This is a genomic window from Pseudomonas koreensis, from assembly GCF_036668835.1.
Lineage (GTDB): Bacteria > Pseudomonadota > Gammaproteobacteria > Pseudomonadales > Pseudomonadaceae > Aquipseudomonas > Aquipseudomonas koreensis_I.
The window spans coordinates 469,902-493,104 of the sequence record NZ_JAZEVW010000003.1; the positions used below are offsets into that span (position 1 = coordinate 469,902).

Genomic DNA, 23,203 nt, shown 5'->3' on the forward strand with positions numbered 1-23,203 from the left:
GTGGGAGCGAGCTTGCTCGCGAATGCGATTTGTCAGTCAATGTCCATGTAGCTGATACACCGCTTTCGCGAGCAAGCTCGCTCCTACAGGTTTTGCGGTGCTCAGGCAGTCCACGGAGAGTTGCGGATGACCTCGACGAAGTTCAGCGGTTTGAACCCCGATTCCTGATCCACCAGCACATCGGTCTTCACATTGCCAAATGTAGTCTGCGGGCGGTGGCGCAAGCCATCGGCGAATGCGCAGATGATGCATTCCTTGAAGCCTTCCCCGCGTGGATGCGCATGCACCACCGCCTCGCGCTGCACGCTGCTGAACGCCGCGTAATCCATGCCCAGCACATCCATCTCCACCCCCGCAGTGACCAGCGCCACGGTCGGACGCAGATGCTTCGGCACGCCCGGTGTCGTGTGCAGCGCAATCGACAACCACACCTGCTCGATATCGTCGTCGCTCAATCCGTACGGCTTGAGAAACGCCGCGGCGGCGTTGGCGCCATCCACTTCGAAGCGTTCGTCATCGCTGCGATGACCTTCGACCAGACCGAGGTCGTGGAACATCGCGCCGACGTACAACAGCTCCGGGTTATAGGCCAGTTGCTGGCGCTCGCCGCTCAGCGCGCCGAACAGAAACACCCGGCGTGAATGGTGATAGAGCAGGTCGGATTCGAGGTCGCGAATGTACTCGGTAGTGGCCCGGGCGAGGGCGCTGTCAGGGATTTTGATGCCGGCGATTGTGGTGCTCATAACGCTTTCCTCGTCGAAAACGCCTTCGTGGCGCTGATGAGGAAAGTCTGTTCCCCGCGCCAAAGGCGAACAATCGAGGCGTAGCTGCGATCCTTGCCAATCGACCTGCAAATCGTGCCAACTCGGCGAACAGACCCAGCGGAGCGTCAGAGCATGAGTAAATCCGTCGCCATCGTGGTGTTTCCCGGCGTGCAGTCGCTGGACGTCAGCGGGCCGCTGGATGTGTTTGCCGAGGCCAATCGTTTCCTCGCACCACCGGATCACTATCGGCTGGAAGTGATCGGCGTCGAGCGCGGGGCGATGGCCTGTTCCAACGGCCTGAGCGTGAATTCACATCGACATTTCAGCGAAGCGCTCGGGGCCTACGACCTGTTGTTGGCCGCCGGTGGGCCGCAGTTGCCGTTTATGGATTTCGGCCGCGCTTTCGACAGTTGGCTGCGTGAGGCCTGCGCGCGAGCGCAGCGCTTCGGTTCGATCTGCAATGGCGCGTTCATGCTGGCGCGGGCGGGGCTGCTGGACGGGCGCAGGGTGACCACTCACTGGAACGATGCCGAGGCGTTGGCGCGGTTGTGTCCGACCACACAGGTCGAGGCTGATCGTTTGTACGTCGAAGACGGCACGCTCTACACCTCGGCCGGGGTCACGGCGGGGATCGATCTGTCGTTGTATCTGGTGGCGCGTGATCATGGCGCCGAGGTGGCGCTCAGCGTGGCCAAGCGACTGGTGGTGTTCACCCAGCGCTCCGGTGGGCAGTCGCAATTCAGCCCGTTCCTCACCCCGCACGCCGAGCCGACGTCAGCGGTAGCGATGGTGCAGTTGTATGTGCTGGCCAATCTCACCGGCGATCTGACGATTGCCGATCTGGCCAACGCAGCGAACATGAGCGCGCGCAATTTTTCCCGGGTGTTTGCCCGTGAGGCGAAAGTCACGCCGGCAGAGTTCGTTGAGCGGGCGCGGGTTGATGCTGCGCGGGTGATGCTGGAAAGCACTGCGGCGCCGCTGAAGACCGTGGCCTATCAGTGCGGGTTTCGCGATGCGCAGCATATGCGCAGCGTGTTCAACCGGCGGCTGGGGGTGACGCCGCAGCAGTTTCGGTTGAATTTTGCGCTGGCGCTCTAACCCTCACCCCAGCCCTCTCCCAGAGTGAGAGGGAGCCGACCGCAGTGTCTGGTGTTTTACATCGACCTGAAAGACCTGTCGATTATGGATTCGGCAAAGCAGGATCAGGTCGGTGTAAGCCATGAGCATCCCCCAATCAGTCCCCTCTCCCTCGGGGAGAGGGTTAGGGTGAGGGGCTTTTAAGGCGTTGCCCGCATCGGCAACAGCTTCAAGGTACTGCGCGTATTCGCCGTCACCTCTTCCTCGCTGAGGTGCGCCTGCACATAAATCCCCTCGACATACGCCTCAGCCTGATCGTCGTAGTGACTGTCGAACGGCACGCCGCTCTGGCCCACCGGGTTGATCGTCAGCCCGTGCGCCGGATCAGCGAAATCCACCAGCCGCCGCGTTGACGGTCCGTACGTAACAGGCCACGGCGCCGGGCCGATCTTCGCCGAGAGGTTGTTCGGCACTTCATGGCTGCCCGGCGCCGCGAATGGCCCGACGTTGAACAGACGATCCAGCGGTTTCTGCTGGCCCAGTGGATGGCCATGAGTGAGGGTATGCGCCGCGCCCCATTGCCACGCCGCCACATCGTCGCCCAGAGTCAGCTTGAGGTGCTGAAGGCTCGCCTGCCATGCCGCGCGGACAATGTCGGCACGAGTTTCCTTCGCCGGCGTGCTGCGATTATCCCACCACGGCGAATCGGCATTCGCCGCCAGCCTCGGTAGCGCTGCATCGATCACCCGCGTCGACAGCAGCGTGTCGAAAAAGTCATCGCCCAACTCATCGCGCATCGCCGCATCGGCCAGGTCGTACAGGAACTGGTTGAACAGCGTCGCACTGACCGAATCCAGCGGATAATCGCCGGGCCACTGCGCCAGTTGCTCGACCAGTTTCAGTTGCGCGGGATCGCTCACCACCTCGCGCAACACCGGCAGCAATGCGGCGAGCAGGCGCGGGCCGTAGCCGGTCACGGTGCCGAGTTGCAGCTTCTGATTGGCTTCGTTGCTCCACTTCAGATTCTTCTCGCTGAGCTGACGATTGAGCTGCTGCCCGCGATCGGCGAGGTTGTAGTAACCAGGAATTGGCATGCCGGTCGGCGACACGGGCTGGAAGTTCGCCGAAACGATATAGCCGCGCGGCGGGTTCTCTTCCTGCGGGTTGGCACTGAACGGGTAATAGCCGTCCTTGTCCGCCTGATTCGTGCTGCCGTCGAGAATGAATTCTGGCCTGACCCCGGCGGGCCGCTTGGGCAGCAGTGCCGACGCCCACCAGGCGATATCGCCCTTGGCATTGGCATAAACCAGATTCAGCCCCGGCGCCTGGACTTTCGCGGCGGCGGCGCGGGCCTTGGCCAAAGTGTCGGCGCGGTTGAGCTGATAGAAACCTTCAAGGATCGGGTTTGGCGTTTCGAGAAACGCCCACCACATGGCGATCGGGGTTTTGCCGGCCGCCGCACCCAGTGCATCGTTGACGATCGGGCCGTGGGGCGATTGGCGCAGAGTGAGAGTCACCGGTGCCTGGCCTTTCACCTTGATCTGCTGTTCGCTGACGAGCAGGTCGGTCCACTGGCCGCGATACCAGATCTGATGGGGGTTGTCCGGGTTGACCTTTTCGGCGATCAGATCCAGATCGTCGTTCTGGAACATGGTCAGGCTCCAGCCGAACTCCATGTTGTGGCCGAGAAACGCGAACGGCACCAACGCCTGATGATGGCCGTACAGCTCGAAACCCGGCGCCGACAGCTGCGCCTCGTACCACACCGACGGCACCGAGAAACGGATGTGCGGGTCACCAGCCAGCAACGGCTTGCCGCTCTGGCTGCGACTGCCGGCGATCACCCAGGCGTTGCTGCCTTCGAACTGCGGCAGGCCGTTGTCGATCAGCGCCTGTTCACTGAGGCGGGCGAGGGCGTTGAGGTCTTTCCAGTCCCCAGCGGCGAGGGCGGGCGCGGTGTGGTTGTGATCGTTGGCGAGGACGCCTTTGCCTTGCCAGTCGAGGTCGAACACGTTGAGGTAATCGGCGCCGAGTTGATCACGGACGAACGTCAGCAGCGGCTCGGTGCGAAACGCCGCGGCGAAACTGTAAGCCATGTAACCGGCGACGCTGATGCTGTCTTCGGCGGTGAACGGCCGCTTGGGGATGCCCAGCACGTCGAACTCGATCGGCGCGGCGTGGCTGTCCTGATATTGGTTGATGCCATCCAGATAGGCTTGCAGGCCCTTCCATGCCGGCGACTGTTTATCCAGACTGGCGACGTAACTGGCGGCGCGCTCGCGAATGCGCAGGCTGCGAAACAGTTTGTCGGTGTCGAGCAGTTTCGGCCCAAGCACCTCGGCCAGCTCGCCACGGGCGAGGCGGCGCATGGCTTCCATCTGGAACAGTCGATCCTGGGCATGCACATAGCCGAGGGCACGATAAAGGTCGGTTTCGTTCTCGGCGCGAATGTGCGGCACACCGCGCTCGTCGTAGCGCACGGTCACCGAGCCCTGCAGATCGCGCAGCTCGATCTGACCCTGGCGCGTCGGTTGTTTGCTGTAGACGTACCAGCCCAGGGCGCCGAGCAGGGCGACAATGAGCAAAGCGAGAAGGGTGAACACGCGCTTCATGGTGACTCCTTGTGCAGGCGGGAGTTGCCGCCCGTCGGGCTGCAAACAATTAGCACAAAGGCTCTGTGCCGTGCAGCGCAATCCTTTAAATGTCCGGAATGCCTTACTTCGCCTCCACCGGCCACGGGCAATAACAACCCACCGCCAGTGTGTGCGTGGCGTTGACCGGTCGATCTTCCGTCAGCGCATGCAAGATCGGTTCGATGAAGCTGTTGCTGGAGTTGCAGGTCAGGCCTTCGCTGTACGGGCCAAAGTAGGCCAGTTTGCCGCTGCGGTCCCAGATCGCCACGGCCGGGCTGGCCGGGATCTGCTCAGAACCGGGCAGGACGACGATGGTTTTCAGGCTGGCGAGGGTCGCCGGCAACTGGCCGTGGCTGCCAGGCTTTTGCACGGCGAAGAATTCCACACCGCGGGCGCCGAACTGCTCGACCATCTCGCTCAGGTGTTGCTGATTGCCGACGTTGCACGGGCAGGCCGGGTCCCAGAAATGCACGAGGCGAATATTGCCCGGCCCGGCGAGGTCATCCGGCAGGCGCAGCGGATCGCCGGAAAACACTGCCGTGTGCTCGCTGAATGCGCGCAGATAACGGCCCTGAAACCAGTCATACGCGGCCCACAGCACGCCGGCGCAGATCAGCGCGAGCAGGCTGGCGAACAGTGCGGTGCGGTAGGGCGAACGCATGGATTTGGTTCCTCAGAGGCCGGCTAGCTTGCCATGCTTGCCGCGACAGATGAATATCGCAGGCCGATAAAGTCCGTTTACCGCTTTGGAATGTCCGCATGCCTGATACTTTCGACCCCGATCAAATCCGCGCGAGCCTCAAGCCTCTGGCCGAGTGGCAGCCGTTGTCGGACGAGGCGAAGGCGTATCAGCGCTTCTACCAGACCGATTTTCCCGAGCGCGATGTCTGGCGCGGCATGGGCCGTTTCGAAGTCGATGGCTACGAACTGGTCAGCCATTGCTGGTGGCCGGAGAAGGTCAAGGCGACGCTGTTCCTGCTGCACGGTTATTACGATCACACTGGGCTCTATCGGCATGTGATCGAGTGGGCGCTGGATCAGGACTTTGCCGTGATCGCCTGTGACTTGCCGGGGCACGGTCTGTCGAGCGGGCCGCGGGCGAGCATTCGCGATTTCGCGGAATATCAGCACATGCTCCAGGCGTTGTTCGCCCAAGCGCAGTCGATTGCGCTGCCGCAACCGTGGCACTTGTGCGGGCAAAGCACCGGCGGGGCGATCGTGGTCGATCATCTGCTCAATCATGGCGAGGGCAGCCCGGCGCAGGGCCAGGTGATTTTGCTGGCGCCGCTGGTGCGACCACGGGCCTGGGGCTGGTCGCAGCTCAGTTATTACCTGCTCAGGCCATTCGTTCGCGGCGTCGCGCGGCGGTTCAGCGAGAACTCCAATGACCCGGATTTTCTGCCGTTCCTGCAGGCCGATCCGTTGCAGCCGCGGCGCTTGCCGACCCAATGGGTGGGCGCGTTGTCACGCTGGATCATTCGCGTCGAGCACGCCAAAAAAAGCCCGCGACGGCCACTGATCATTCAGGGGCAGGCGGACATGACGGTGGACTGGCAGCACAACCTGCAAGTGTTGAAGTGGAAATTCGACCGGCCGCAAATCCTGCTGCTGGCCGAGGCGCGGCATCATCTGGCCAATGAAACGGCGGAGATGCGCGAGGAGTATTTCGAGTTCCTGAGCAAGCGCATCAAGGGCCGGAATCTCTAGCGTCCGTGAGGGCCTCTTCGCGAGCAGGCTCGCTCCCACAAGGGGGTTGAGGGTGTGTTCAAAATGTTGTGTCCACTGAAGATCCACTGTGGGAGCGAGCCTGCTCGCGAAGGCGGTCTGTCAGGCGCCGATGATCACTGTCCGACCGCAAGCCCGGCGCGAATCGCCGCCAGCGCCGCCTGGTAGTAGGCCTTGCCCTCAGTCGACTCGGCAAACGTCGCAAACTCTTCCAGCTCTTCATCCGACAGGTCGCGATAGACGTACAGCAGCGTGTTGTTCAGATCCGCGCCGATCTGGTCCATCAAGCGCTGGCGCTGGCCGTTAAGCATGCCCTGCGCCTGACCGCCACCCAGCAATCCCGGAATCATCGAACTCAAACTGTCCGCCGCGACGCCGGCAATCGCCAAGCTGACTTCGGCACCGGCTTCACGGGCCGGCAAGGCTTGGGCGAGGTGGCCGATGATCAGTTGGCGGTTGTCGCTGACCTGCATTTTCGGCAGGCCCTTGGCGTTTTTCGCCAGTTGATCGCGGCGTGTCGCGAGCAGTTCGGCGGCGACGATTTTCTTGCCCAGCGGCGACTGGAAAAAGGTCAGCGCCGGTTTCGGGTCGGCAAGCTTCTGCCGCAGTTGCGCCTCGGCGCGTTGATCCACGGCCTGCGGGGCGAAGCGCTGGTTGCTGTTGTTGACCAGCGCTTGAAACACCGCCGGCGGCAGGCTGTTTTGATAGCGCTGCTGCGCGGCACTCAGGGCATCATTGAAATGCGCACGTTGATCTGGCCAGCCGGCGACCTTGTACAACTGGTCGTAGCCGTCCGCCCAGGCGGGCAACACACAGAACATCAACAATGAAAAAAGCAAACGGCGCATAGGGACTCCTGTCAGCAGCGGACTATTCTCCGTGCGGTGCCGGTACTTGTCGAGAATTCGTATCAAGCCGCTGCGTGGCTCTGTCGGATTTGTTGCCGCAGGCATACTATGCGCGCCATGCAAATATCCTCTGAACACCCACTGCTGTTACGCATTGTCGACGACCTGGCCGAGCATGGCTGGTCGCAGCAGAACATTTTCCTGCCCGCCGGTCTGACCCGCGAGCTGGCGGCCGAATGCCGCAAACGTGAAGCCGAGGGTGAGCTGGCGCCGGCGGCGGTCGGGCGCGGGCCGTTTTCAGAGATTCGCGAGGGGATTCGTGGCGACCATATTCAGTGGATCGACCCGGGCCAGGCCGAAGCCAGCGACCGCTATCTGAACCTGATGGAGAGCCTGCGCGAAGCGCTCAACCGCGGCTTGTTCCTCGGTCTGGAAGATTTCGAATGCCACTTCGCGCTGTATCCGCCCGGTGCGTTTTATCGCCGGCATGTCGACCGTTTTCGCGACGATGACAAGCGCATGGTCTCGGTGGTGGTCTACCTCAACGACGCCTGGCTGCCGGAGGATGGCGGCCAGCTGCGCATGTACCTGAATGAAGAACGCGTGCATGACGTGCAGCCTACCGGCGGCTGTCTGGTGGTGTTTCTTTCCGGAGAAGTGCCGCATGAAGTGCTGCCGGCCAACCGCGAGCGGCTGTCGCTGACCGGTTGGTTCCGCCGCCGTGGCAACGAGCCGTTCTGAGATGCACAAAATTCTGGTCAGCCGCTGCCTGTTGGGCCATCGCGTGCGCTATGACGGCGGGGCCAGCGGGCCATTTGATCTGCTCGAGCGATGGATTGCCGAGGGGCGAGTGGTGCCATTGTGTCCCGAGGTCGCAGGCGGACTGCCAACGCCACGGGCGGCGGCGGAGATCCCCGGCGGGCAGGGTGCTGAGGTGCTGGATGGCACGGCGTCGGTGATCACCACCGAGGGTGAGGATGTCAGCGCGCAGTTTCTCGACGGTGCGCGGCAGGCGCTGGCGTTGGTGCAAAAGCACGGCATTCGGGTGGCGGTGCTCAAGGCCAACAGTCCGTCGTGCGGGAATCTGCTGACGTATGACGGGACATTCAGTGGCGTGAAGGTCAGCGGCGAAGGGGTGACGGCGGCGTTGCTCAAGCGTCATGGGGTTCAGGTGTTCAGCGAGCTGGAGCTGCCGCAGGCGGCGCAGGCTCTGGTTGCTTTGGACTGATCCGGAATCGTTTACCCTCACCCCAGCCCTCTCCCTGAGGGAGAGGGGGCCTACCGAGGTGTCTGGCGCTGTCCATCGAGCTGAAAGACCTTGGCGATTATGGCTTTGGCACAGCAATGATCAGCCGGCTTTGGATTCGGCGAGGCAGTTTCAGGTCGGCGTACCTCTAAAACATCCCCCATTCAGTCCCCTCTCCCTCCGGGAGAGGGCTAGGGTGAGGGGGCTCTTACGGTTTCAACCACTTCTCGGAAAGCGCCGCCAGACGCCCATCCGCCTTGATCCGCTCCAGCGCACTTTGCAGGCTGGCCTGGAACGCCGGATTGCCCTTCTGAAACGGAATTGCCAAATCCACTGGCTCCGCCGTTTTCGGCTTCTCTGCATTCAACGCCTGCACCAGCACCATCGGCCGTGGCGTCTCATCCTTCTTCGCCAGCAACTGCCCGTCGACCTTGCCATACGGCGCGCTGAAGTCGAAACGTTCCTTGAGTTCCGGTGTCAGTGCTATGTGATTCAGCGCGACGTCGTACTTGCCGCTCTCGACGCCCTGGAGCAGATCGCCTTCGTCGGTGACGATGAAATCGGCGCGCACATCCAGCTCCTTGGCCAGCATTTGCCCAAGCTCGACTTCGAACCCTGTCAGGGTGTCGCCTTCCTTGTAATTGAAGGGCGGTGTATTAGCCTCAAGGGCTATACGCAGCTCACCACGGTCGTTGACGTCATCAATCAGTTCGGCGTGAGCCAGCGGGCTCAGAAGGGGTAGCAGGCAGATCAGGCCAGGCAGAAAGCGCATGGTCACTCCTTTGAAATCATTATGGCGATGCTCTGATTCAGGCTCGCTTTGCTATGGTTGTCGAGTGCCTTCGACAACGAATGGTCATGAAGTTGTCATGACCGTGCGGATTTTACGGAAAAACTGGAGAAGAAAATGAAAAGCTTTATGTCACGTGCAGCGTTGGCCGGTGTGCTGATGGGTGTTTCGGTGCTGGCCACTGCGGCCACGCCGGCGCCAAAAGGCGCCGAAGTGTTCATCGTTTCGCCCGAGGACGGGGCCACGGTTTCGCAGACGTTCACCGTCAAGTTTGGTACCAAAAACGTTGCACTGGCCCCGGCCGGTGACGTCACCAAGAACACCGGGCATCATCACCTGCTGATCGACGCCAAGGAAATCGTGCCGGCCGGTTCCGTAGTTCCTACCGACGCCAACCACATGCACTTTGGCAAGGCGCAGACCCAGGCTGACATCAAGCTCGCTCCGGGCAAGCACACCTTGCAGCTGGAACTGGGTGACAGCGGCCACATGGCGTTCGACCCGCCCATCGTCTCGAAGAAAATCACCGTTAACGTGGAATAAAAAAAGGGAGCCCTGCGGGGCTCCCTTTTTTTATCGCTGCAAGTTGCAAGCTTCAAGCTTCAAGCTTCAAGCTACGAGCTTCAAGTAAAAGCAAAAGCGCTTTTCCCTTGCCGCTTGAAGCTAGTAGCTTGCCGCTGCTTCTTTAGAAAAGAACGCGGCTACGGATAGTACCGTTGACGTGCTGCAGCTTCTCTTGCGCCAGCTCCGAGTACTCGGCGTCGACGTCGATCACCACGTAGCCGACCTTCTCGTTGGTCTGCAGGAACTGACCGGAGATGTTGATGCCGTTTTCGGCGAAGACCTTGTTGATCTCGCTCATCACACCCGGGATGTTCTCGTGGATGTGCAGCAGGCGGTGCTTGCCCGGGTGAGCCGGCAGGGCCACTTCCGGGAAGTTGACCGACGACACCGACGTACCGTTGTCGCTGTACTTGACCAGTTTTTCCGCCACTTCCAGACCGATGTTGGCTTGCGCTTCGGCGGTCGAGCCACCGATGTGCGGGGTCAGGATGACGTTGTCGAGGCCACGCAGCGGGCTTTCGAACTCTTCGTCGTTGGAGCGCGGTTCGACCGGGAACACGTCGATGGCTGCGCCGATCAGGTGCTTGTCCTTGATCGCTGCCGCCAGGTGGTCGAGCTCGACCACGGTGCCGCGAGCGGCGTTGATCAGGATGCCGCCTTTCTTGATGGCACGGATCTCCTTCTCGCCGATCATCCACTGGGTAGCCGCGGTTTCCGGAACGTGCAGGGTGACGATATCGGACATGCCCAGCAGCTCGTGCAGGTTGTTGACCTGCGTGGCGTTGCCCAGCGGCAGCTTGGTCACGGTGTCATAGAAGAACACCTGCATGCCCAGACCTTCGGCCAGAACCGACAGCTGCGTGCCGATCGAGCCGTAGCCGACGATGCCCAGCTTCTTGCCACGGATCTCGAAGGAGTTGGCTGCGGATTTGATCCAGCCGCCACGGTGGCAGGAAGCGTTTTTCTCCGGGATGCCGCGCAGCAGCAGGATCGCTTCGGCCAATACCAGCTCGGCGACCGAGCGGGTGTTGGAGTACGGCGCGTTGAACACGGCGATGCCGCGCTCGCGAGCTGCGCCCAGGTCAACCTGGTTGGTGCCGATGCAGAAACAGCCGACCGCGACCAGCTTCTTCGCGTGATCGAAGATCTCTTCGGTCAGTTGCGTGCGCGAACGAATGCCGATGAAGTGAGCGTCAGCGATCTTTTCCTTGAGCTGGGCATCCGGCAGAGAACTGGTGTGGTACTCGATGCTGGTGTAGCCCGCCGCCTTGAGGACGTCGACAGCCGATTGGTGGACGCCTTCGAGAAGAAGGAACTTGATCTTGCTCTTATCGAGAGAAGTCTTGCTCATCTGCGTAAACCTGTATCCCGGAGAAAAATGGCAGGGAGGGAGCAGCCTGGAGCTGACCCGCACGGCAACAAAGCCGTCACCGCGGATCTGGCCTTGGGCACTGTCCTGCGGGGTCGGTATGCTAGCATAGCCACCCCGCTAAACACTCATTCCTGCGACGTGAAGCGTTCTCAGGATGACCATGAATTGTTCGAGAGTTCTGTCGATGACCAATCCTGCGCTGATTGATGAACTGAAGACCCTGGTCGAGCCCGGCAAGGTCCTGACCGACGCCGACTCCCTGAATGCTTACGGCAAGGATTGGACCAAGCACTTCGCCCCGGCGCCGAGTGCCATCGTGTTTCCCAAGACCATCGAGCAGGTGCAGGCTGTGGTGCGCTGGGCCAATACCCACAAGGTCGCGCTGGTGCCATCGGGTGGGCGCACCGGGCTATCCGCCGCCGCGGTCGCGGCCAATGGCGAAGTGGTGGTCTCGTTCGATTACATGAACCAGATTCTCGATGTGAATCTCACGGATCGCACCGCCGTGTGTCAGCCGGGGGTAGTCACCGAGCATTTGCAGAACGTCGCCGAAGAAAACGGCCTCTACTACCCGGTCGATTTTGCTTCCGCGGGTTCCAGCCAGATTGGCGGCAACATCGGCACCAATGCCGGCGGGATCAAGGTGATTCGCTACGGCATGACCCGCAACTGGGTGGCCGGCATGAAAGTGGTCACCGGCAAGGGCGATGTGCTCGAACTGAACAAGGACCTGATCAAGAACGCCACCGGTTACGATCTGCGGCAGCTGTTCATCGGCGCCGAAGGCACCCTCGGTTTCGTCGTCGAAGCGACCATGCGTCTGGATCGTGCACCGAAAAACCTCACGGCGATGGTCCTCGGCACCGCTGATTTCGACTCGATCATGCCGGTGTTGCACGCCTTCCAGGGCAAGCTCGACCTGACCGCCTTCGAATTTTTCTCCGACAAGGCGCTGGCCAAAGTCATGGGCCGCGGCGATGTGCCGGCGCCGTTCGACACCGACTGCCCGTTCTACGCCCTGCTCGAATTCGAGGCGACCACCGAAGAAGTGGCCAACAGCGCCCTGGAAACCTTCGAGCACTGCGTCGAACAGGGCTGGGTGCTCGATGGCGTGATGAGCCAGAGCGAAACCCAGCTTCACAACCTGTGGAAGCTGCGCGAGTACATCTCCGAAACCATCTCGCACTGGACGCCGTACAAAAACGACATCTCGGTCACCGTTTCCAAAGTCCCGGCGTTCCTTAAGGAAATCGACGCGATCGTCGGCGAGCACTACCCGGATTTCGAAATCGTCTGGTTCGGCCACATCGGCGACGGCAACCTGCACCTGAACATCCTCAAGCCGGATAGCCTGAGCAAGGACGAGTTCTTCGCCAAGTGCGCCACGGTCAACAAGTGGGTGTTCGAAACCGTCGAGAAGTACAACGGGTCGATTTCTGCCGAGCACGGCGTCGGTATGACCAAGCGTGATTACCTGACCTACAGCCGTTCGCCGGCCGAGATCGAGTACATGAAAGCGGTCAAAGCGGTATTCGACCCGAACGGCATCATGAACCCGGGCAAGATTTTCGCGGTTTGATCAGCAACCTCTGATGAATCAATGAACGCAGGAGTCGGTAAATGAGCTATCAGCACCAGTATGTCGACGGCACGCGCATCCACTTCCCGATCGGGAAAGTCGTGTGCATTGGCCGTAATTACGCCGAGCACGCCAAGGAGCTGGACAATCCGGTCCCGACCGAGCCGCTGCTGTTCATCAAACCGGGCAGTTGCGTGGTGCCGCTGGAAGGCGGTTTCAGCATTCCCACCGAGCGCGGTTCGGTGCACTACGAAGCGGAAATCGCCGTGTTGATCGGCAAACCGCTGTCGACCAAGCCGAGCCGCGAAGAAGTGCTCGATGCGATCTCCGGTTTCGCCCCGGCGCTGGACTTGACCCTGCGCGACAAGCAGGCCGAACTCAAGGCCAAGGGTCTGCCGTGGGAAATTGCCAAGTCGTTTGACGGCGCAGCGGTACTGGCGCCGTTTGTGGTCGGCAGCACCTTCCCCGACCTGACCGACATCGGCATCCGCCTGACCATCAACGGCGAAGTACGCCAGGACGGCAATAGCAGCGCCATGCTCAACCCGATCGTGCCGATGATCCAGCACATGGCCGGCTGCTTCTCGCTGCAGGCCGGTGACGTGATCCTGACCGGCACGCCAGTGGGCGTCGGCCCGCTGAATGTCGGCGACGATATCGTCCTCGAACTGGTGGGCGCGAGCCGCTTCACCAGCAGCGTGCGCTAACCGCCACGCCGCAAATCCCCTGTGGGAGCGAGCTTGCTCGCGAAAGCATTTTTTCAGTCAACAAAGATATCGACTGACACTCTGCCTTCGCGAGCAAGCTCGCTCCCACATCGCTTTGTGGTGCCCTGAAGATGGTTGGCAGCACACGACAATCCCGCCATTTGCCGTTTTTTTCACATCCTGTACGGATAATTCCGCGCATTCTGGCGTCTGAGCCGGCCTGTTTGTGCTATTACCCATAGCCTGAATTTTCGGAACGCGTCCTTCGATGTCATCTCAAACTCAGCTCAAAACTCCCCGCCGCTCGCGTTTTGCCCTGCGCTGGTATGTCTGGTTGCTGCTCGCGCTGGCCGCCGCTTATGCGCTGGCATTCGCCATGCACTGGGATGATCGTGGCGTGCTCTGGGTGCTTGAGCGGTTCGAGAGCAAGGCCGAGCAGAAGGAGAGCATCTGGCTGCCGGATTACCACGTGGTGATCGATGCCAAGCCGTTGCCGGGCATGGAAAAAGACGAGGCTTCGGACCTGTCCTACAACCCGCAGAGCAAAACCCTGTTTTCGGTGATGGGTAAAAACCCGTTTCTGGTTGAGCTGAGTCTGCAAGGCGAGGTGCTGCGCAAGATGCCGCTGGTGGGCTGGAGCAATCCGGAAGGCCTGACTGTGATGGAAAACAGCTTGATGGCGATTGTCGATGAACGTCAGCACACGCTGTCGATCGTCAAGGTCGATGCCGATACTCGCGAACTGAACATCGCTGATTTTCCGAAATATGACCTTGGCCCATCGAAAGACCAGAACAAGGCCTTCGAGGCCATCACCTGGGACGCGCGCAACCAGCAATTGTTGCTGGGCGAGGAGCGGCCGCCGGCGCTGTTCAGCTGGAAGAGCGATGGCAGCCAGGCCCTCAAGGGCGACAAACAAAAGCTGGCCAGCGATGAACTGGATATCCGCAATCTCTCCGCGCTGGAAATCGATCCGCGGACCGGTCATACCTTGTTGCTGTCCGCCGATTCGCACCTGCTGCTGGAGCTGGATGAAAAGGGTGGACAAGTCAGCTTCATGACGCTGCTCGGTGGCTTCAATGGCCTGAAAGACACCATCCCGCGCGCCGAAGGCGTGACCATGGACGAGGCCGGTACGCTGTATATCGTCAGCGAGCCGAACCTGTTCTATCGCTTCGAAAAGCAGCGGTAACTTCGCCTGTGACAATTGCAGACTTCTGCGGTTGTCCTCGAAGGCAAGTGGCCATTAAGCTTCAGTTCAGACAGGCGTGATATTTCATCCGCCTGTTCTGATCCCGAGCCCATCCGAATGCGTCGACTTGCCCGTCCCAAGCCTCTGGTTATTTTCCTGTCGGTGATCGCCCTGATCGCGTTGATTGGCATCGGCCAATACATGCGCCTGTTCGAGCGCGCCTGGTTCAACCTGCATACGTTGTGGCAGCCGCTGAGTGGCGAGGCCATCGGTCTGGACCAATATCGCGTGGACATCGAAGCGCGAGCGATCGAGGGCCTGGACGATGATGTGTCAGCACTGACCTACGATCCGGTGCGCAAGAGCCTGTTCACCGTCACCAACAAAAACTCGGAGCTGATCGAGCTGTCGCTGCAAGGCCAGATTCTGCGGCGTATCGCCCTGGTGGGCTTCGGCGATCCGGAAGCCGTCGAGTTCATCAGCGCCGATACCTACGTGATCACCGACGAGCGCCAGCAGCGCCTGATCAAGGTGCACCTGGATGCCGACACCACGTTTCTCGATGCTGACGATGCCGAGCAAATGACCCTCGGTGTGCACATGGCCAGCAACAAGGGTTTCGAAGGGCTGGCGTACGATTCGGTGGGCAAGCGCCTGTTTGTCGCCAAAGAGCGCAACCCGATGCTGATCTATGAAGTGCACGGCTTCCCGCATTTCAACCCGGAAAAATCCTACGCGGTGCATGTGATCAACAACCCCAAGCGCGATGCCGGGATGTTCGTGCGCGATCTGTCGAGCCTGCAATACGACGAGCGCAGCGGCCATTTGCTGGCGCTGTCGGATGAGTCGCGGCTGATTCTGGAACTGGATGTCGACGGGCGCCCGCTGAGCACCATGTCCATCAGCGGTGGTCGCCAGGGTTTGCAGAAGACCGTGCCGCAGGCTGAAGGCATCGCCATGGATGATGAGGGGACGTTGTATCTGGTGAGCGAGCCGAATTTGTTTTATGTGTTCAAGAAACCGGCACAGCCCTGACCAACACCCCAAAACACTGTGGGAGCGAGCCTGCTCGCGAAGGCGTCGGGTCAGCCAATGAAGAGGTTGGCTGATCCACCGCATTCGCGAGCAAGCTCGCTCCCACAGGTTTATTTGTCTGCCCATAAATTTCGGGCAGTCTGAGCTTACTCAGCCTTAAGGGTTTTCACGCCTTCAGGGGTGCCCAGCAACAGCAAATCCGCCGGGCGCGCGGCGAACAGGCCGTTGGTGACCACGCCGACAATCGCGTTGATCTGTGCTTCCAGCTCCACCGGGTTGGTGATCTGCAGGTTGAACACGTCGAGAATGATGTTGCCGTTGTCGGTCAACACGCCTTCGCGATACACCGGGTCGCCGCCGAGTTTCACCAGTTGGCGCGCGACGTGGCTGCGGGCCATCGGGATCACTTCGACCGGCAGCGGGAACTCGCCCAGTACCGGCACCAGTTTGCTGGCATCGGCGATGCAGATGAAGGTCTTGGCTACGGCCGCGACGATCTTCTCGCGAGTCAGGGCTGCGCCACCGCCCTTGATCAGGTTCAGGTGTGCGTCGCTTTCATCGGCGCCGTCGACGTAGAACTCCAGGTCGCTGACTGTGTTCAGCTCATACACCGGAATGCCGTGGCCCTTGAGGCGTGCGGCAGTGGCTTCGGAGCTGGCAACGGCGCCATCGAAAGCGCCCTTGTGCTGGGCCAGGGCATCGATGAAGCAGTTGGCGGTGGAGCCGGTGCCGACGCCGACGATGCTCTTGTCATCGAGTTTCGGCAGGATGAAGTCGACGGCGGCCTGGGCCACGGCCTGTTTGAGTTGATCCTGGGTCATGCGGGCTCCGAAGCGGGCAAGGGGTGGGCAGAAAGGCCGGCATTATAGCCGCAAGCGCGGCTAAAACCTCTGGATTCGTGTGGTCGCATCGGCAAAAGCCGGGTTAGACTCCCGGGTCCCGCCCAACCGCTCAGTGATGCTTTCCGATGCTTGAACAGTACGTCAAAAAGATCCTCACCTCGCGCGTTTATGACGTTGCCGTAGAAACCCCGCTGCATAACGCCCGTCAGCTCTCCGAGCGGCTGGGCAATGACATCTGGCTCAAGCGCGAAGACTTGCAGCCGGTGTTCTCGTTCAAGATTCGCGGGGCCTACAACAAGCTGACGCAACTGAGCGACGAAGAACGCGCCCGCGGCGTGGTCACCGCCTCGGCGGGCAACCATGCGCAGGGTCTGGCGCTGGCGGCGAAAGTGCTGGGCGTCAAAGCCACCATCGTCATGCCCAAGACCACCCCGGAGATCAAGGTCGAAGGCGTGCGTTCGCGCGGCGGCAAAGTGGTGCTGCACGGTGATTCGTTCCCGGAGGCGCTGGCCTACTCGCTGAAACTGGTCGATGAGAAAGGCTACGTTTACATCCATCCGTACGACGACCCACACACCATTGCCGGCCAAGGCACCGTGGCGATGGAAATCCTGCGTCAGCACCCGCAGCCACTGGACGCGATTTTCGTTCCGGTGGGCGGCGGCGGGCTGATCGCCGGCATCGCGGCGTACGTGAAATACCTGCGTCCGGACATCAAGGTCATCGGCGTCGAGCCGGACGATTCCAACTGCCTCCAAGCGGCGATGGCGGCGGGCGAGCGTGTGGTTCTGCCGACCGTGGGTATCTTTGCCGACGGCGTGGCGGTGGCGCAGATCGGTCAGTACACCTTTGAAATCTGCAAAGATTACGTCGATGAAGTGATCACCGTCAGCACCGATGAGATCTGTGCGGCGATCAAGGATATCTACGACGATACGCGCTCGATCACCGAACCTGCCGGCGCGCTGGGCGTGGCCGGGATCAAGAAGTACGTTGAGCAGCGCGGTGTCAGCGGGCAGACCTTCGTCGCCATCGACTCCGGCGCCAACGTCAACTTCGACCGCCTGCGCCACGTCGCCGAGCGCGCCGAGCTGGGTGAAGGCCGCGAAGCGATCATCGCCGTGACCATCCCCGAGCAGGCCGGCAGCTTCAAGGCGTTCTGCGAGGCCGTCGGCAAACGCCAGATCACCGAATTCAACTACCGCTACAACACCGGCAGCGAAGCGCACATCTTCGTTGGCGTACAGACGCACCCGGACAACGACCCGCGCAGCGCACTGCTGGCGAGTCTGACCGAGCAGGGTTTCCCGGTAGTCGACCTGACCGACAACGAACTGGCCAAGTTGCACATTCGTCACATGGTCGGCGGCCATGCCGCGCATGTCATCGACGAGATGGTGTTCCGCTTCGAATTCCCGGAACGCCCGGGGGCGCTGTTCAACTTCCTCAATAAACTCGGCGGGCGCTGGAACATTTCAATGTTCCACTACCGCAACCATGGCGCCGCCGATGGCCGCGTGGTCGCGGGCCTGCAGGTTCCCCACGACGAGCGCCATCTGGTGCCAGCGGCACTGGCGGAAATCGGCTACCCGTACTGGGATGAAAGCGAGAACCCGGCCTATCAGCTGTTTCTTGGCTGAGCGGCTACGCTGAAGGGCATGTCCCAAGGAAGAGAAACGCATGGAAACCCTGACAACCCTGAAGGTCCTTCACGTCGTGGCGACCGTGGTCATCCTCGCGAGCGGGCTGGTGCTCGCCGTCCTGACCTGGCGTAATCGCAGCGAAGGGCCGGCCACGACGATGCGGCGGCCCTGGCTGTTTATCTGGTGTTTGATGCTGATCGGTATGCTGAGCATGCCTTTCACCGGCTGGTGGCTGGTGCACCTGATTGGCTGGCCATTGGGACAACTGTGGATTTTGGGCTCCAGCGTGATCTATGCCGTGGCCACGTTCAGTGCGGTCTGGCTGCTGGTGCGGCTGGATCGGCTTTGGACAACCGGGGTGGGTAACCGCAGATTCAATCTGGCGCTGGCGATTGTCAGCGGCGTTGGATTTCTGGCCATCGCAGGGTTGATGGGGGCCAAGCCTGTTTAAGGTCCGGTACCGAGTCGATCCTATTCGCGAGCAAGCTCGCTCCCACATTGGATCTGTGTCGTTCACAAATTCCCTGTGGGAGCGAGCTTGCTCGCGAAGGCGTAGTCAGCCGCGCAGACTGATCACCGGCCAGCCACGCTTCTCGGCCTCGGCGCGCAAATTCGGGTCCGGATCAACCGCCACCGGATTCGCCACCTGCTCCAGCAACGGCAGATCATTCATCGAATCGCTGTAGAAATAGCTGCCCTCCAGTGAATAGCCGGTCTCTTCCAGCCAACGATTCAAACGCGTCACTTTGCCCTCACGGAAGCACGGAATGTCAGTGCTGCGCCCGCTGTAGCGGCCGTCAATCATTTCGCATTCGGTGGCGATGAGGGTTTCCACGCCCAGGCGCACGGCAATCGGTGCGGTGACGAAGCGGTTGGTCGCGGTGATGATCACCAGTTTGTCACCAGCGTCGCGGTGTTTTTTCAGCAGTTCCAGCGCCTTGGGTAACATGATCGGTTCGATGCAGTCGCGCATGTAATCGCTGTGCCAGGCGTCCAGCACGGCCATTTCCGTACGGCCAAGGATCTCCAGGCAGAAATTCAGGTATGCCGCGTTATCCAGCTTGCCGGCCAGGTAATCCTGATAGAACTCGTCGTTGCGCGCCTTGTAGGCGATCGGATCGAGGAAGCCGCGCTCGCACAGATAGTCACCCCAGGCGTGATCGCTGTCGCCGCCCAGAAGGGTGTTGTCCAAATCGAATAGAGCCAGGCGCATTGCAGTTACCCGCTGAAAAGTCAGTAAAAAGGCGACAAGAATACGGTCTTTTCACAAGAGTGCACATAAGCTGGGAAGCTTCGTTGCCGCCTGATCAACCTTTGTGGAACAATGCGGCGACATGCGTTTGCGAGGTTGTTGCCGTGATCGACCCCGATGGTTTCCGTCCCAATGTCGGGATCATTCTGACGAATGACGCCGGCCAGGTGCTATGGGCTCGCCGTATCAATCAGGACGCCTGGCAGTTTCCGCAAGGGGGAATCAACCCTGAAGAGACGCCGGAAGACGCCTTGTACCGCGAGCTGAACGAAGAAGTTGGCCTGGAACGTGAAGATGTTGAAATACTGGCCTGTACCCGGGGCTGGTTGCGCTATCGTTTGCCGCAACGCCTGGTGCGTACCCACAGCCAACCGCTGTGCATCGGCCAGAAACAGAAATGGTTTCTCCTGCGCCTGATCTCCAACGAGCAGCGGGTGCGGATGGATTTGACCGGTAAACCGGAATTCGATGGCTGGCGCTGGGTCAGCTATTGGTATCCGTTGGGCCAGGTGGTGACATTCAAGCGCGAGGTGTATCGACGCGCTCTCAAAGAGCTTGCCCCGCGCCTTTTAGCGCGCGACTGACGACGGAGTTCGACCCCGAGCCATGCTCAATACGCTGCGCAAGATCGTCCAGGAAGTTAACTCCGCCAAGGATCTCAAGGCGGCGTTGGGGATTATTGTGTTGCGCGTCAAAGAGGCCATGGGCAGCCAGGTCTGCTCGGTCTACCTGCTTGATCCCGAGACCAACCGCTTCGTCCTGATGGCCACCGAGGGCTTGAACAAGCGCTCGATCGGCAAGGTCAGCATGGCACCCAACGAAGGTCTGGTCGGTCTGGTCGGCACGCGTGAAGAACCCCTGAACCTCGAAAACGCCGCGGATCACCCGCGTTATCGCTACTTTGCCGAAACCGGTGAAGAGCGTTATGCCTCGTTCCTCGGCGCGCCGATCATTCACCACCGCCGCGTCGTCGGCGTGCTGGTCATTCAGCAGAAAGAACGCCGCCAGTTCGATGAAGGTGAAGAAGCCTTCCTCGTGACCATGAGCGCGCAGCTTGCCGGGGTAATCGCCCACGCCGAGGCCACCGGATCGATCCGCGGCCTGGGCCGGCAGGGCAAGGGCATTCAGGAAGCCAAGTTTGTCGGCGTGCCGGGCTCGCCGGGGGCGGCGGTCGGTACGGCGGTGGTCATGCTGCCGCCGGCGGATCTGGACGTGGTCCCGGACAAGACCATCACCGACATCAACGCCGAGCTGGCGCTGTTCAAGACCGCCATCGAAGGCGTGCGTGCCGACATGCGCACCCTGTCGGCCAAACTTGCCACGCAGTTGCGCCCGGAAGAACGGGCGCTGTTCGACGTCTACCTGATGATGCTCGACGATGCCTCGCTGGGCAGCGAAGTCACCACCGTGATCAAGACCGGCCAGTGGGCCCAGGGCGCGCTGCGCCAGGTGGTGACCGATCACGTCAACCGTTTCGAACTGATGGACGACGCCTACCTGCGTGAGCGCGCCTCGGACGTCAAAGACCTCGGCCGCCGCTTGCTGGCCTATTTGCAGGAAGAGCGTCAGCAGAATCTGGTCTACCCGGAAAAAACCATTCTGGTCAGTGAAGAACTGACCCCGGCGATGCTCGGCGAAGTACCGGAAGGCACGCTGGTCGGTCTGGTGTCGGTACTCGGTTCGGGTAACTCTCACGTCGCGATCCTCGCCCGCGCGATGGGCATTCCGACGGTAATGGGTCTGGTCGATCTGCCGTACGCCAAGGTCGACGGCATCGAAATGATCGTCGACGGCGTACGCGGTGAGGTCTACACCAACCCGAGCGAAGTGCTGCGCAAGCAGTTCGCGGAAATCGTCGAAGAAGAAAAACAACTGGCGCTGGGCCTCGATGCCCTGCGCGACCTGCCGTGCGTGACCCTCGACGGCCACCGCATGCCGCTGTGGGTCAACACCGGCCTGCTGGCGGACGTGGCGCGGGCGCAGAAGCGTGGCGCAGAAGGCGTTGGTCTGTACCGCACCGAAGTGCCGTTCATGATCAACCAGCGCTTCCCGAGCGAGAAGGAACAACTGGCGATCTACCGTGAGCAGCTCGCCGCGTTCCATCCGCAACCGGTGACCATGCGTAGCCTCGACATCGGCGGCGACAAGTCGCTGTCGTACTTCCCGATCAAGGAAGACAACCCGTTCCTCGGCTGGCGCGGCATTCGCGTCACCCTCGACCACCCGGAAATTTTCCTGGTGCAGACCCGCGCAATGCTCAAGGCCAGTGAAGGCCTGAACAACCTGCGGATTCTGCTGCCGATGATCTCCGGCACCCACGAACTCGAAGAAGCCCTGCACCTGATTCACCGAGCCTGGGGCGAGGTGCGCGACGAAGGCACCGACGTGCCGATGCCGCCGATCGGCGTGATGATCGAAATCCCTGCCGCGGTCTACCAGACCAAAGAGCTGGCGCGGATGGTCGACTTCCTCTCGGTCGGTTCCAACGACCTGACCCAGTATCTGCTGGCGGTCGACCGCAATAACCCGCGGGTGGCCGATCTCTACGACTACCTGCACCCGGCGGTGCTGCAAGCCCTGCAAACCGTGGTGCGTGACGCGCATGCCGAAGGCAAACCGGTGAGTATCTGCGGCGAGATGGCCGGTGACCCGGCGGCGGCGGTGCTGTTGATGGCGATGGGGTTCGACAGCCTGTCGATGAACGCCACCAACTTGCCGAAGGTCAAGTGGATGCTGCGTCAGGTCAATCTGAGCAAGGCGCAGGAATTGTTGGCGGAGTTGATGACGATTGATAACCCGCAAGTGATCCACAGCTCGCTGCAACTGGCGCTGAAGAATCTTGGGTTGGCGAAGATGAATGCGCCGGTGGTTATCAAGGCCCTCTGAAGATCAAGAGCCCCCTCACCCTAACCCTCTCCCAAAGGGAGAGGGGACTGATTGGGGGATGCTGCAGAGTTACGCCGACCTGAAAGTGCTGTGTTGAATCCGTAATTGATTCACACCGATTTAAAGTGCGGTTCAGAATCCATAGTCGACTCGGTCTTTCAGGTCGATGTATGGCCCAAGACACCTCGGTCGGCCCCCCCCTCTCCCTCTGGGAGAGGGCTGGGGTGAGGGTAGCTTTTCAAGCTTTTATCTCAACTTCCCCAAGATGCCCCCCATACGGTCCAAAACTGCGCTCAACCATCCGCCGCGTCCCATCCGCCTGCACCACCAGCGCCGTACTCGCCCGCGTCCCGTAACTCTGGCTGGCAATAAACACACTCGACAGCAGCGCTTCAGTCGCCATCCCCACCCCGGTATCCGGCAACTCGGCTTCGGGCGGCGTCTGCGCATCACTCAGTAATTCCAGCAACCGCTTGGGCTGCGGATCGTCAAGCACCGCGTTCAGCGCCGCCTTGGCCTTGAGCAGTTTCGGCCACGGCGTATCGAGCCCGGCGTTGGACAAGCCATAAACCCCCGGCGCCAACATCACCGGCTCGGACGCGCGCGCATTGAAGTGCCACAGCTCATGACTGTTGCCGAGCAACAGATTGAACCCGGCATATTCCTCGGCGCGGCCAACCACATCGCTCAAATAATCATCAATCGACGCATTGCCGCTGAGAAAGCGCGCCACCAGTTCCCCGCGCGACTTCAGCGCCGGCGGCTGCTGCGGGTCGCGAATGTTGGTCAGCGCGGCAAAGCGCCCGTTGGCGCCAATCCCCAGCCAGGTGCCGCCAGCCTCCAGGTCGCGCCCGGCATGCACTTGCGGCGCCTCCGGCCAGGGCGCCAGTGGCAGGCTCGGCCGGGCGTAGAACTCGTCGCGGTTGGCCGCGACGATCAGCGGCTGGGCATGGCCCGGGCGCCAGGCAAATACGATCAGGCACATAAGGTGGTCCTTGTGTGTTTTGTGCTCACTCTACGCATCCGGCGTCCGTGCATCCATCGCCAG

At 61.2% G+C, this 23,203-nt stretch carries 22 protein-coding genes; 13 read left to right on the plus strand and 9 right to left on the minus strand.

What is annotated here, in order from left to right:
- Positions 1-101: 101 nt before the first annotated feature.
- Entirely contained in the window at positions 102-743 is a 642-nt protein-coding gene (locus V6F91_RS11365) for an HD domain-containing protein (RefSeq protein ID WP_332764378.1), read from the minus strand.
- A gap of 153 nt (positions 744-896) precedes the next feature.
- Between V6F91_RS11365 and V6F91_RS11370 the strand changes: the two genes are divergently transcribed.
- On the plus strand, positions 897-1,862 hold the full coding sequence (locus tag V6F91_RS11370) for a GlxA family transcriptional regulator (protein ID WP_332764380.1): 966 nt from the start codon (positions 897-899) through the stop codon (positions 1,860-1,862).
- A 179-nt stretch (positions 1,863-2,041) separates the two neighbouring features.
- On the opposite strand, the gene V6F91_RS11375 is transcribed toward V6F91_RS11370, so the two are convergent.
- On the minus strand, positions 2,042-4,453 hold the full coding sequence (locus V6F91_RS11375; RefSeq protein WP_332764382.1) for a penicillin acylase family protein: 2,412 nt from the start codon (positions 4,451-4,453) through the stop codon (positions 2,042-2,044).
- 103 nt (positions 4,454-4,556) lie between these two features.
- Positions 4,557-5,135, minus strand: a complete 579-nt coding sequence (locus V6F91_RS11380; RefSeq protein WP_258451236.1) for a DUF6436 domain-containing protein — start codon at positions 5,133-5,135, stop codon at positions 4,557-4,559.
- A gap of 98 nt (positions 5,136-5,233) precedes the next feature.
- Here V6F91_RS11380 and V6F91_RS11385 point away from each other — a divergent pair, with 98 nt between their 5' ends.
- The gene (locus tag V6F91_RS11385; protein ID WP_332764385.1) at positions 5,234-6,181 is read left to right on the plus strand and encodes an alpha/beta hydrolase; all 948 of its coding nucleotides are present in this window, start codon (positions 5,234-5,236) and stop codon (positions 6,179-6,181) included.
- Positions 6,182-6,315: 134 nt separating this feature from the next.
- On the opposite strand, the gene V6F91_RS11390 is transcribed toward V6F91_RS11385, so the two are convergent.
- Positions 6,316-7,047 carry a DUF2059 domain-containing protein gene (locus tag V6F91_RS11390; RefSeq protein WP_332764387.1) on the minus strand — a complete coding sequence of 244 codons (732 nt, stop codon included), beginning with the start codon at positions 7,045-7,047 and terminating at the stop codon, positions 6,316-6,318.
- A gap of 108 nt (positions 7,048-7,155) precedes the next feature.
- Between V6F91_RS11390 and V6F91_RS11395 the strand changes: the two genes are divergently transcribed.
- Together V6F91_RS11395 and V6F91_RS11400 are read left to right on the plus strand one after the other, a co-directional pair.
- The gene (locus V6F91_RS11395) at positions 7,156-7,788 is read left to right on the plus strand and encodes a 2OG-Fe(II) oxygenase (protein WP_332764389.1); all 633 of its coding nucleotides are present in this window, start codon (positions 7,156-7,158) and stop codon (positions 7,786-7,788) included.
- Position 7,789: 1 nt separating this feature from the next.
- Positions 7,790-8,275 (plus strand): DUF523 domain-containing protein, encoded by a 486-nt coding sequence (locus V6F91_RS11400; protein ID WP_332764391.1) that lies wholly within the window; start codon positions 7,790-7,792, stop codon positions 8,273-8,275.
- Positions 8,276-8,501: 226 nt separating this feature from the next.
- Here the strand turns inward: V6F91_RS11400 and V6F91_RS11405 are convergent, their stop codons facing one another.
- Positions 8,502-9,065 (minus strand): transporter substrate-binding domain-containing protein, encoded by a 564-nt coding sequence (locus tag V6F91_RS11405; RefSeq protein WP_332764393.1) that lies wholly within the window; start codon positions 9,063-9,065, stop codon positions 8,502-8,504.
- 135 nt (positions 9,066-9,200) lie between these two features.
- Here V6F91_RS11405 and V6F91_RS11410 point away from each other — a divergent pair, with 135 nt between their 5' ends.
- Positions 9,201-9,626 carry a DUF4399 domain-containing protein gene (locus V6F91_RS11410; protein ID WP_332764395.1) on the plus strand — a complete coding sequence of 142 codons (426 nt, stop codon included), beginning with the start codon at positions 9,201-9,203 and terminating at the stop codon, positions 9,624-9,626.
- A 142-nt stretch (positions 9,627-9,768) separates the two neighbouring features.
- Here the strand turns inward: V6F91_RS11410 and serA are convergent, their stop codons facing one another.
- Entirely contained in the window at positions 9,769-10,998 is a 1,230-nt protein-coding gene (gene serA, locus V6F91_RS11415) for a phosphoglycerate dehydrogenase (RefSeq protein ID WP_090287262.1), read from the minus strand.
- Positions 10,999-11,203: 205 nt separating this feature from the next.
- Between serA and V6F91_RS11420 the strand changes: the two genes are divergently transcribed.
- The 4 genes from V6F91_RS11420 (at position 11,204) to V6F91_RS11435 (ending at position 15,532) form a co-directional block, all read left to right on the plus strand.
- The gene (locus tag V6F91_RS11420) at positions 11,204-12,598 is read left to right on the plus strand and encodes an FAD-binding oxidoreductase (protein WP_332764397.1); all 1,395 of its coding nucleotides are present in this window, start codon (positions 11,204-11,206) and stop codon (positions 12,596-12,598) included.
- 41 nt (positions 12,599-12,639) lie between these two features.
- Positions 12,640-13,305, plus strand: a complete 666-nt coding sequence (locus V6F91_RS11425; RefSeq protein ID WP_332764399.1) for a fumarylacetoacetate hydrolase family protein — start codon at positions 12,640-12,642, stop codon at positions 13,303-13,305.
- A 268-nt stretch (positions 13,306-13,573) separates the two neighbouring features.
- The gene (locus V6F91_RS11430) at positions 13,574-14,497 is read left to right on the plus strand and encodes an SdiA-regulated domain-containing protein (RefSeq protein ID WP_332764401.1); all 924 of its coding nucleotides are present in this window, start codon (positions 13,574-13,576) and stop codon (positions 14,495-14,497) included.
- Positions 14,498-14,614: 117 nt separating this feature from the next.
- A complete protein-coding gene (locus V6F91_RS11435) occupies positions 14,615-15,532 on the plus strand; it encodes an SdiA-regulated domain-containing protein (protein ID WP_332764403.1) in 918 nt (305 codons plus the stop codon).
- A 146-nt stretch (positions 15,533-15,678) separates the two neighbouring features.
- Here V6F91_RS11435 and rpiA read toward each other — a convergent pair whose 3' ends face one another.
- Positions 15,679-16,353, minus strand: a complete 675-nt coding sequence (rpiA, locus tag V6F91_RS11445) for a ribose-5-phosphate isomerase RpiA (RefSeq protein WP_008088454.1) — start codon at positions 16,351-16,353, stop codon at positions 15,679-15,681.
- Positions 16,354-16,499: 146 nt separating this feature from the next.
- On the opposite strand from rpiA, the gene ilvA reads away from it, so the two are divergent.
- Together ilvA and V6F91_RS11455 are read left to right on the plus strand one after the other, a co-directional pair.
- On the plus strand, positions 16,500-18,014 hold the full coding sequence (gene ilvA / locus V6F91_RS11450) for a threonine ammonia-lyase, biosynthetic (RefSeq protein ID WP_332764406.1): 1,515 nt from the start codon (positions 16,500-16,502) through the stop codon (positions 18,012-18,014).
- Positions 18,015-18,054: 40 nt separating this feature from the next.
- Positions 18,055-18,468, plus strand: coding sequence for a DUF2269 family protein (locus V6F91_RS11455; RefSeq protein ID WP_332764408.1), 414 nt, complete (start codon positions 18,055-18,057; stop codon positions 18,466-18,468).
- Positions 18,469-18,573: 105 nt separating this feature from the next.
- Here V6F91_RS11455 and V6F91_RS11460 read toward each other — a convergent pair whose 3' ends face one another.
- Complete coding sequence (locus tag V6F91_RS11460; RefSeq protein WP_208939364.1) at positions 18,574-19,230, minus strand: HAD family hydrolase; 657 nt, start codon at positions 19,228-19,230, stop codon at positions 18,574-18,576.
- Between the two features lie 143 nt (positions 19,231-19,373).
- Between V6F91_RS11460 and V6F91_RS11465 the strand changes: the two genes are divergently transcribed.
- Together V6F91_RS11465 and ptsP are read left to right on the plus strand one after the other, a co-directional pair.
- Positions 19,374-19,853: an RNA pyrophosphohydrolase gene (locus V6F91_RS11465; protein WP_003229203.1), complete on the plus strand. Its 480-nt coding sequence runs from the start codon at positions 19,374-19,376 to the stop codon at positions 19,851-19,853.
- A gap of 22 nt (positions 19,854-19,875) precedes the next feature.
- A complete protein-coding gene (gene ptsP / locus V6F91_RS11470; RefSeq protein ID WP_332764412.1) occupies positions 19,876-22,155 on the plus strand; it encodes a phosphoenolpyruvate--protein phosphotransferase in 2,280 nt (759 codons plus the stop codon).
- 238 nt (positions 22,156-22,393) lie between these two features.
- On the opposite strand, the gene V6F91_RS11475 is transcribed toward ptsP, so the two are convergent.
- On the minus strand, positions 22,394-23,140 hold the full coding sequence (locus tag V6F91_RS11475) for an NRDE family protein (protein ID WP_332764414.1): 747 nt from the start codon (positions 23,138-23,140) through the stop codon (positions 22,394-22,396).
- Between the last annotated feature and the right edge of the window lie 63 nt (positions 23,141-23,203).

Bases quoted from the DNA above. Each gene is read 5' to 3' on its own strand.
- V6F91_RS11425 (WP_332764399.1), top strand. From the start codon at position 12,640: ATGAGCTATCAGCACCAGTATGTCGACGGCACGCGCATCCACTTCCCG.
- V6F91_RS11430 (WP_332764401.1), top strand. From the start codon at position 13,574: ATGTCATCTCAAACTCAGCTCAAAACTCCCCGCCGCTCGCGTTTTGCC.
- serA (WP_090287262.1), bottom strand. From the start codon at position 10,998: ATGAGCAAGACTTCTCTCGATAAGAGCAAGATCAAGTTCCTTCTTCTC.
- V6F91_RS11395 (WP_332764389.1), top strand. From the start codon at position 7,156: ATGCGCGCCATGCAAATATCCTCTGAACACCCACTGCTGTTACGCATT.
- V6F91_RS11375 (WP_332764382.1), bottom strand. From the start codon at position 4,453: ATGAAGCGCGTGTTCACCCTTCTCGCTTTGCTCATTGTCGCCCTGCTC.
- V6F91_RS11460 (WP_208939364.1), bottom strand. From the start codon at position 19,230: ATGCGCCTGGCTCTATTCGATTTGGACAACACCCTTCTGGGCGGCGAC.
- V6F91_RS11370 (WP_332764380.1), top strand. From the start codon at position 897: ATGAGTAAATCCGTCGCCATCGTGGTGTTTCCCGGCGTGCAGTCGCTG.
- V6F91_RS11455 (WP_332764408.1), top strand. From the start codon at position 18,055: ATGGAAACCCTGACAACCCTGAAGGTCCTTCACGTCGTGGCGACCGTG.
- ilvA (WP_332764406.1), top strand. From the start codon at position 16,500: ATGCTTGAACAGTACGTCAAAAAGATCCTCACCTCGCGCGTTTATGAC.
- V6F91_RS11385 (WP_332764385.1), top strand. From the start codon at position 5,234: ATGCCTGATACTTTCGACCCCGATCAAATCCGCGCGAGCCTCAAGCCT.
- V6F91_RS11435 (WP_332764403.1), top strand. From the start codon at position 14,615: ATGCGTCGACTTGCCCGTCCCAAGCCTCTGGTTATTTTCCTGTCGGTG.
- V6F91_RS11420 (WP_332764397.1), top strand. From the start codon at position 11,204: ATGACCAATCCTGCGCTGATTGATGAACTGAAGACCCTGGTCGAGCCC.
- V6F91_RS11365 (WP_332764378.1), bottom strand. From the start codon at position 743: ATGAGCACCACAATCGCCGGCATCAAAATCCCTGACAGCGCCCTCGCC.
- rpiA (WP_008088454.1), bottom strand. From the start codon at position 16,353: ATGACCCAGGATCAACTCAAACAGGCCGTGGCCCAGGCCGCCGTCGAC.
- V6F91_RS11410 (WP_332764395.1), top strand. From the start codon at position 9,201: ATGAAAAGCTTTATGTCACGTGCAGCGTTGGCCGGTGTGCTGATGGGT.
- V6F91_RS11390 (WP_332764387.1), bottom strand. From the start codon at position 7,047: ATGCGCCGTTTGCTTTTTTCATTGTTGATGTTCTGTGTGTTGCCCGCC.
- V6F91_RS11475 (WP_332764414.1), bottom strand. From the start codon at position 23,140: ATGTGCCTGATCGTATTTGCCTGGCGCCCGGGCCATGCCCAGCCGCTG.
- V6F91_RS11380 (WP_258451236.1), bottom strand. From the start codon at position 5,135: ATGCGTTCGCCCTACCGCACCGCACTGTTCGCCAGCCTGCTCGCGCTG.
- ptsP (WP_332764412.1), top strand. From the start codon at position 19,876: ATGCTCAATACGCTGCGCAAGATCGTCCAGGAAGTTAACTCCGCCAAG.
- V6F91_RS11405 (WP_332764393.1), bottom strand. From the start codon at position 9,065: ATGCGCTTTCTGCCTGGCCTGATCTGCCTGCTACCCCTTCTGAGCCCG.
- V6F91_RS11400 (WP_332764391.1), top strand. From the start codon at position 7,790: ATGCACAAAATTCTGGTCAGCCGCTGCCTGTTGGGCCATCGCGTGCGC.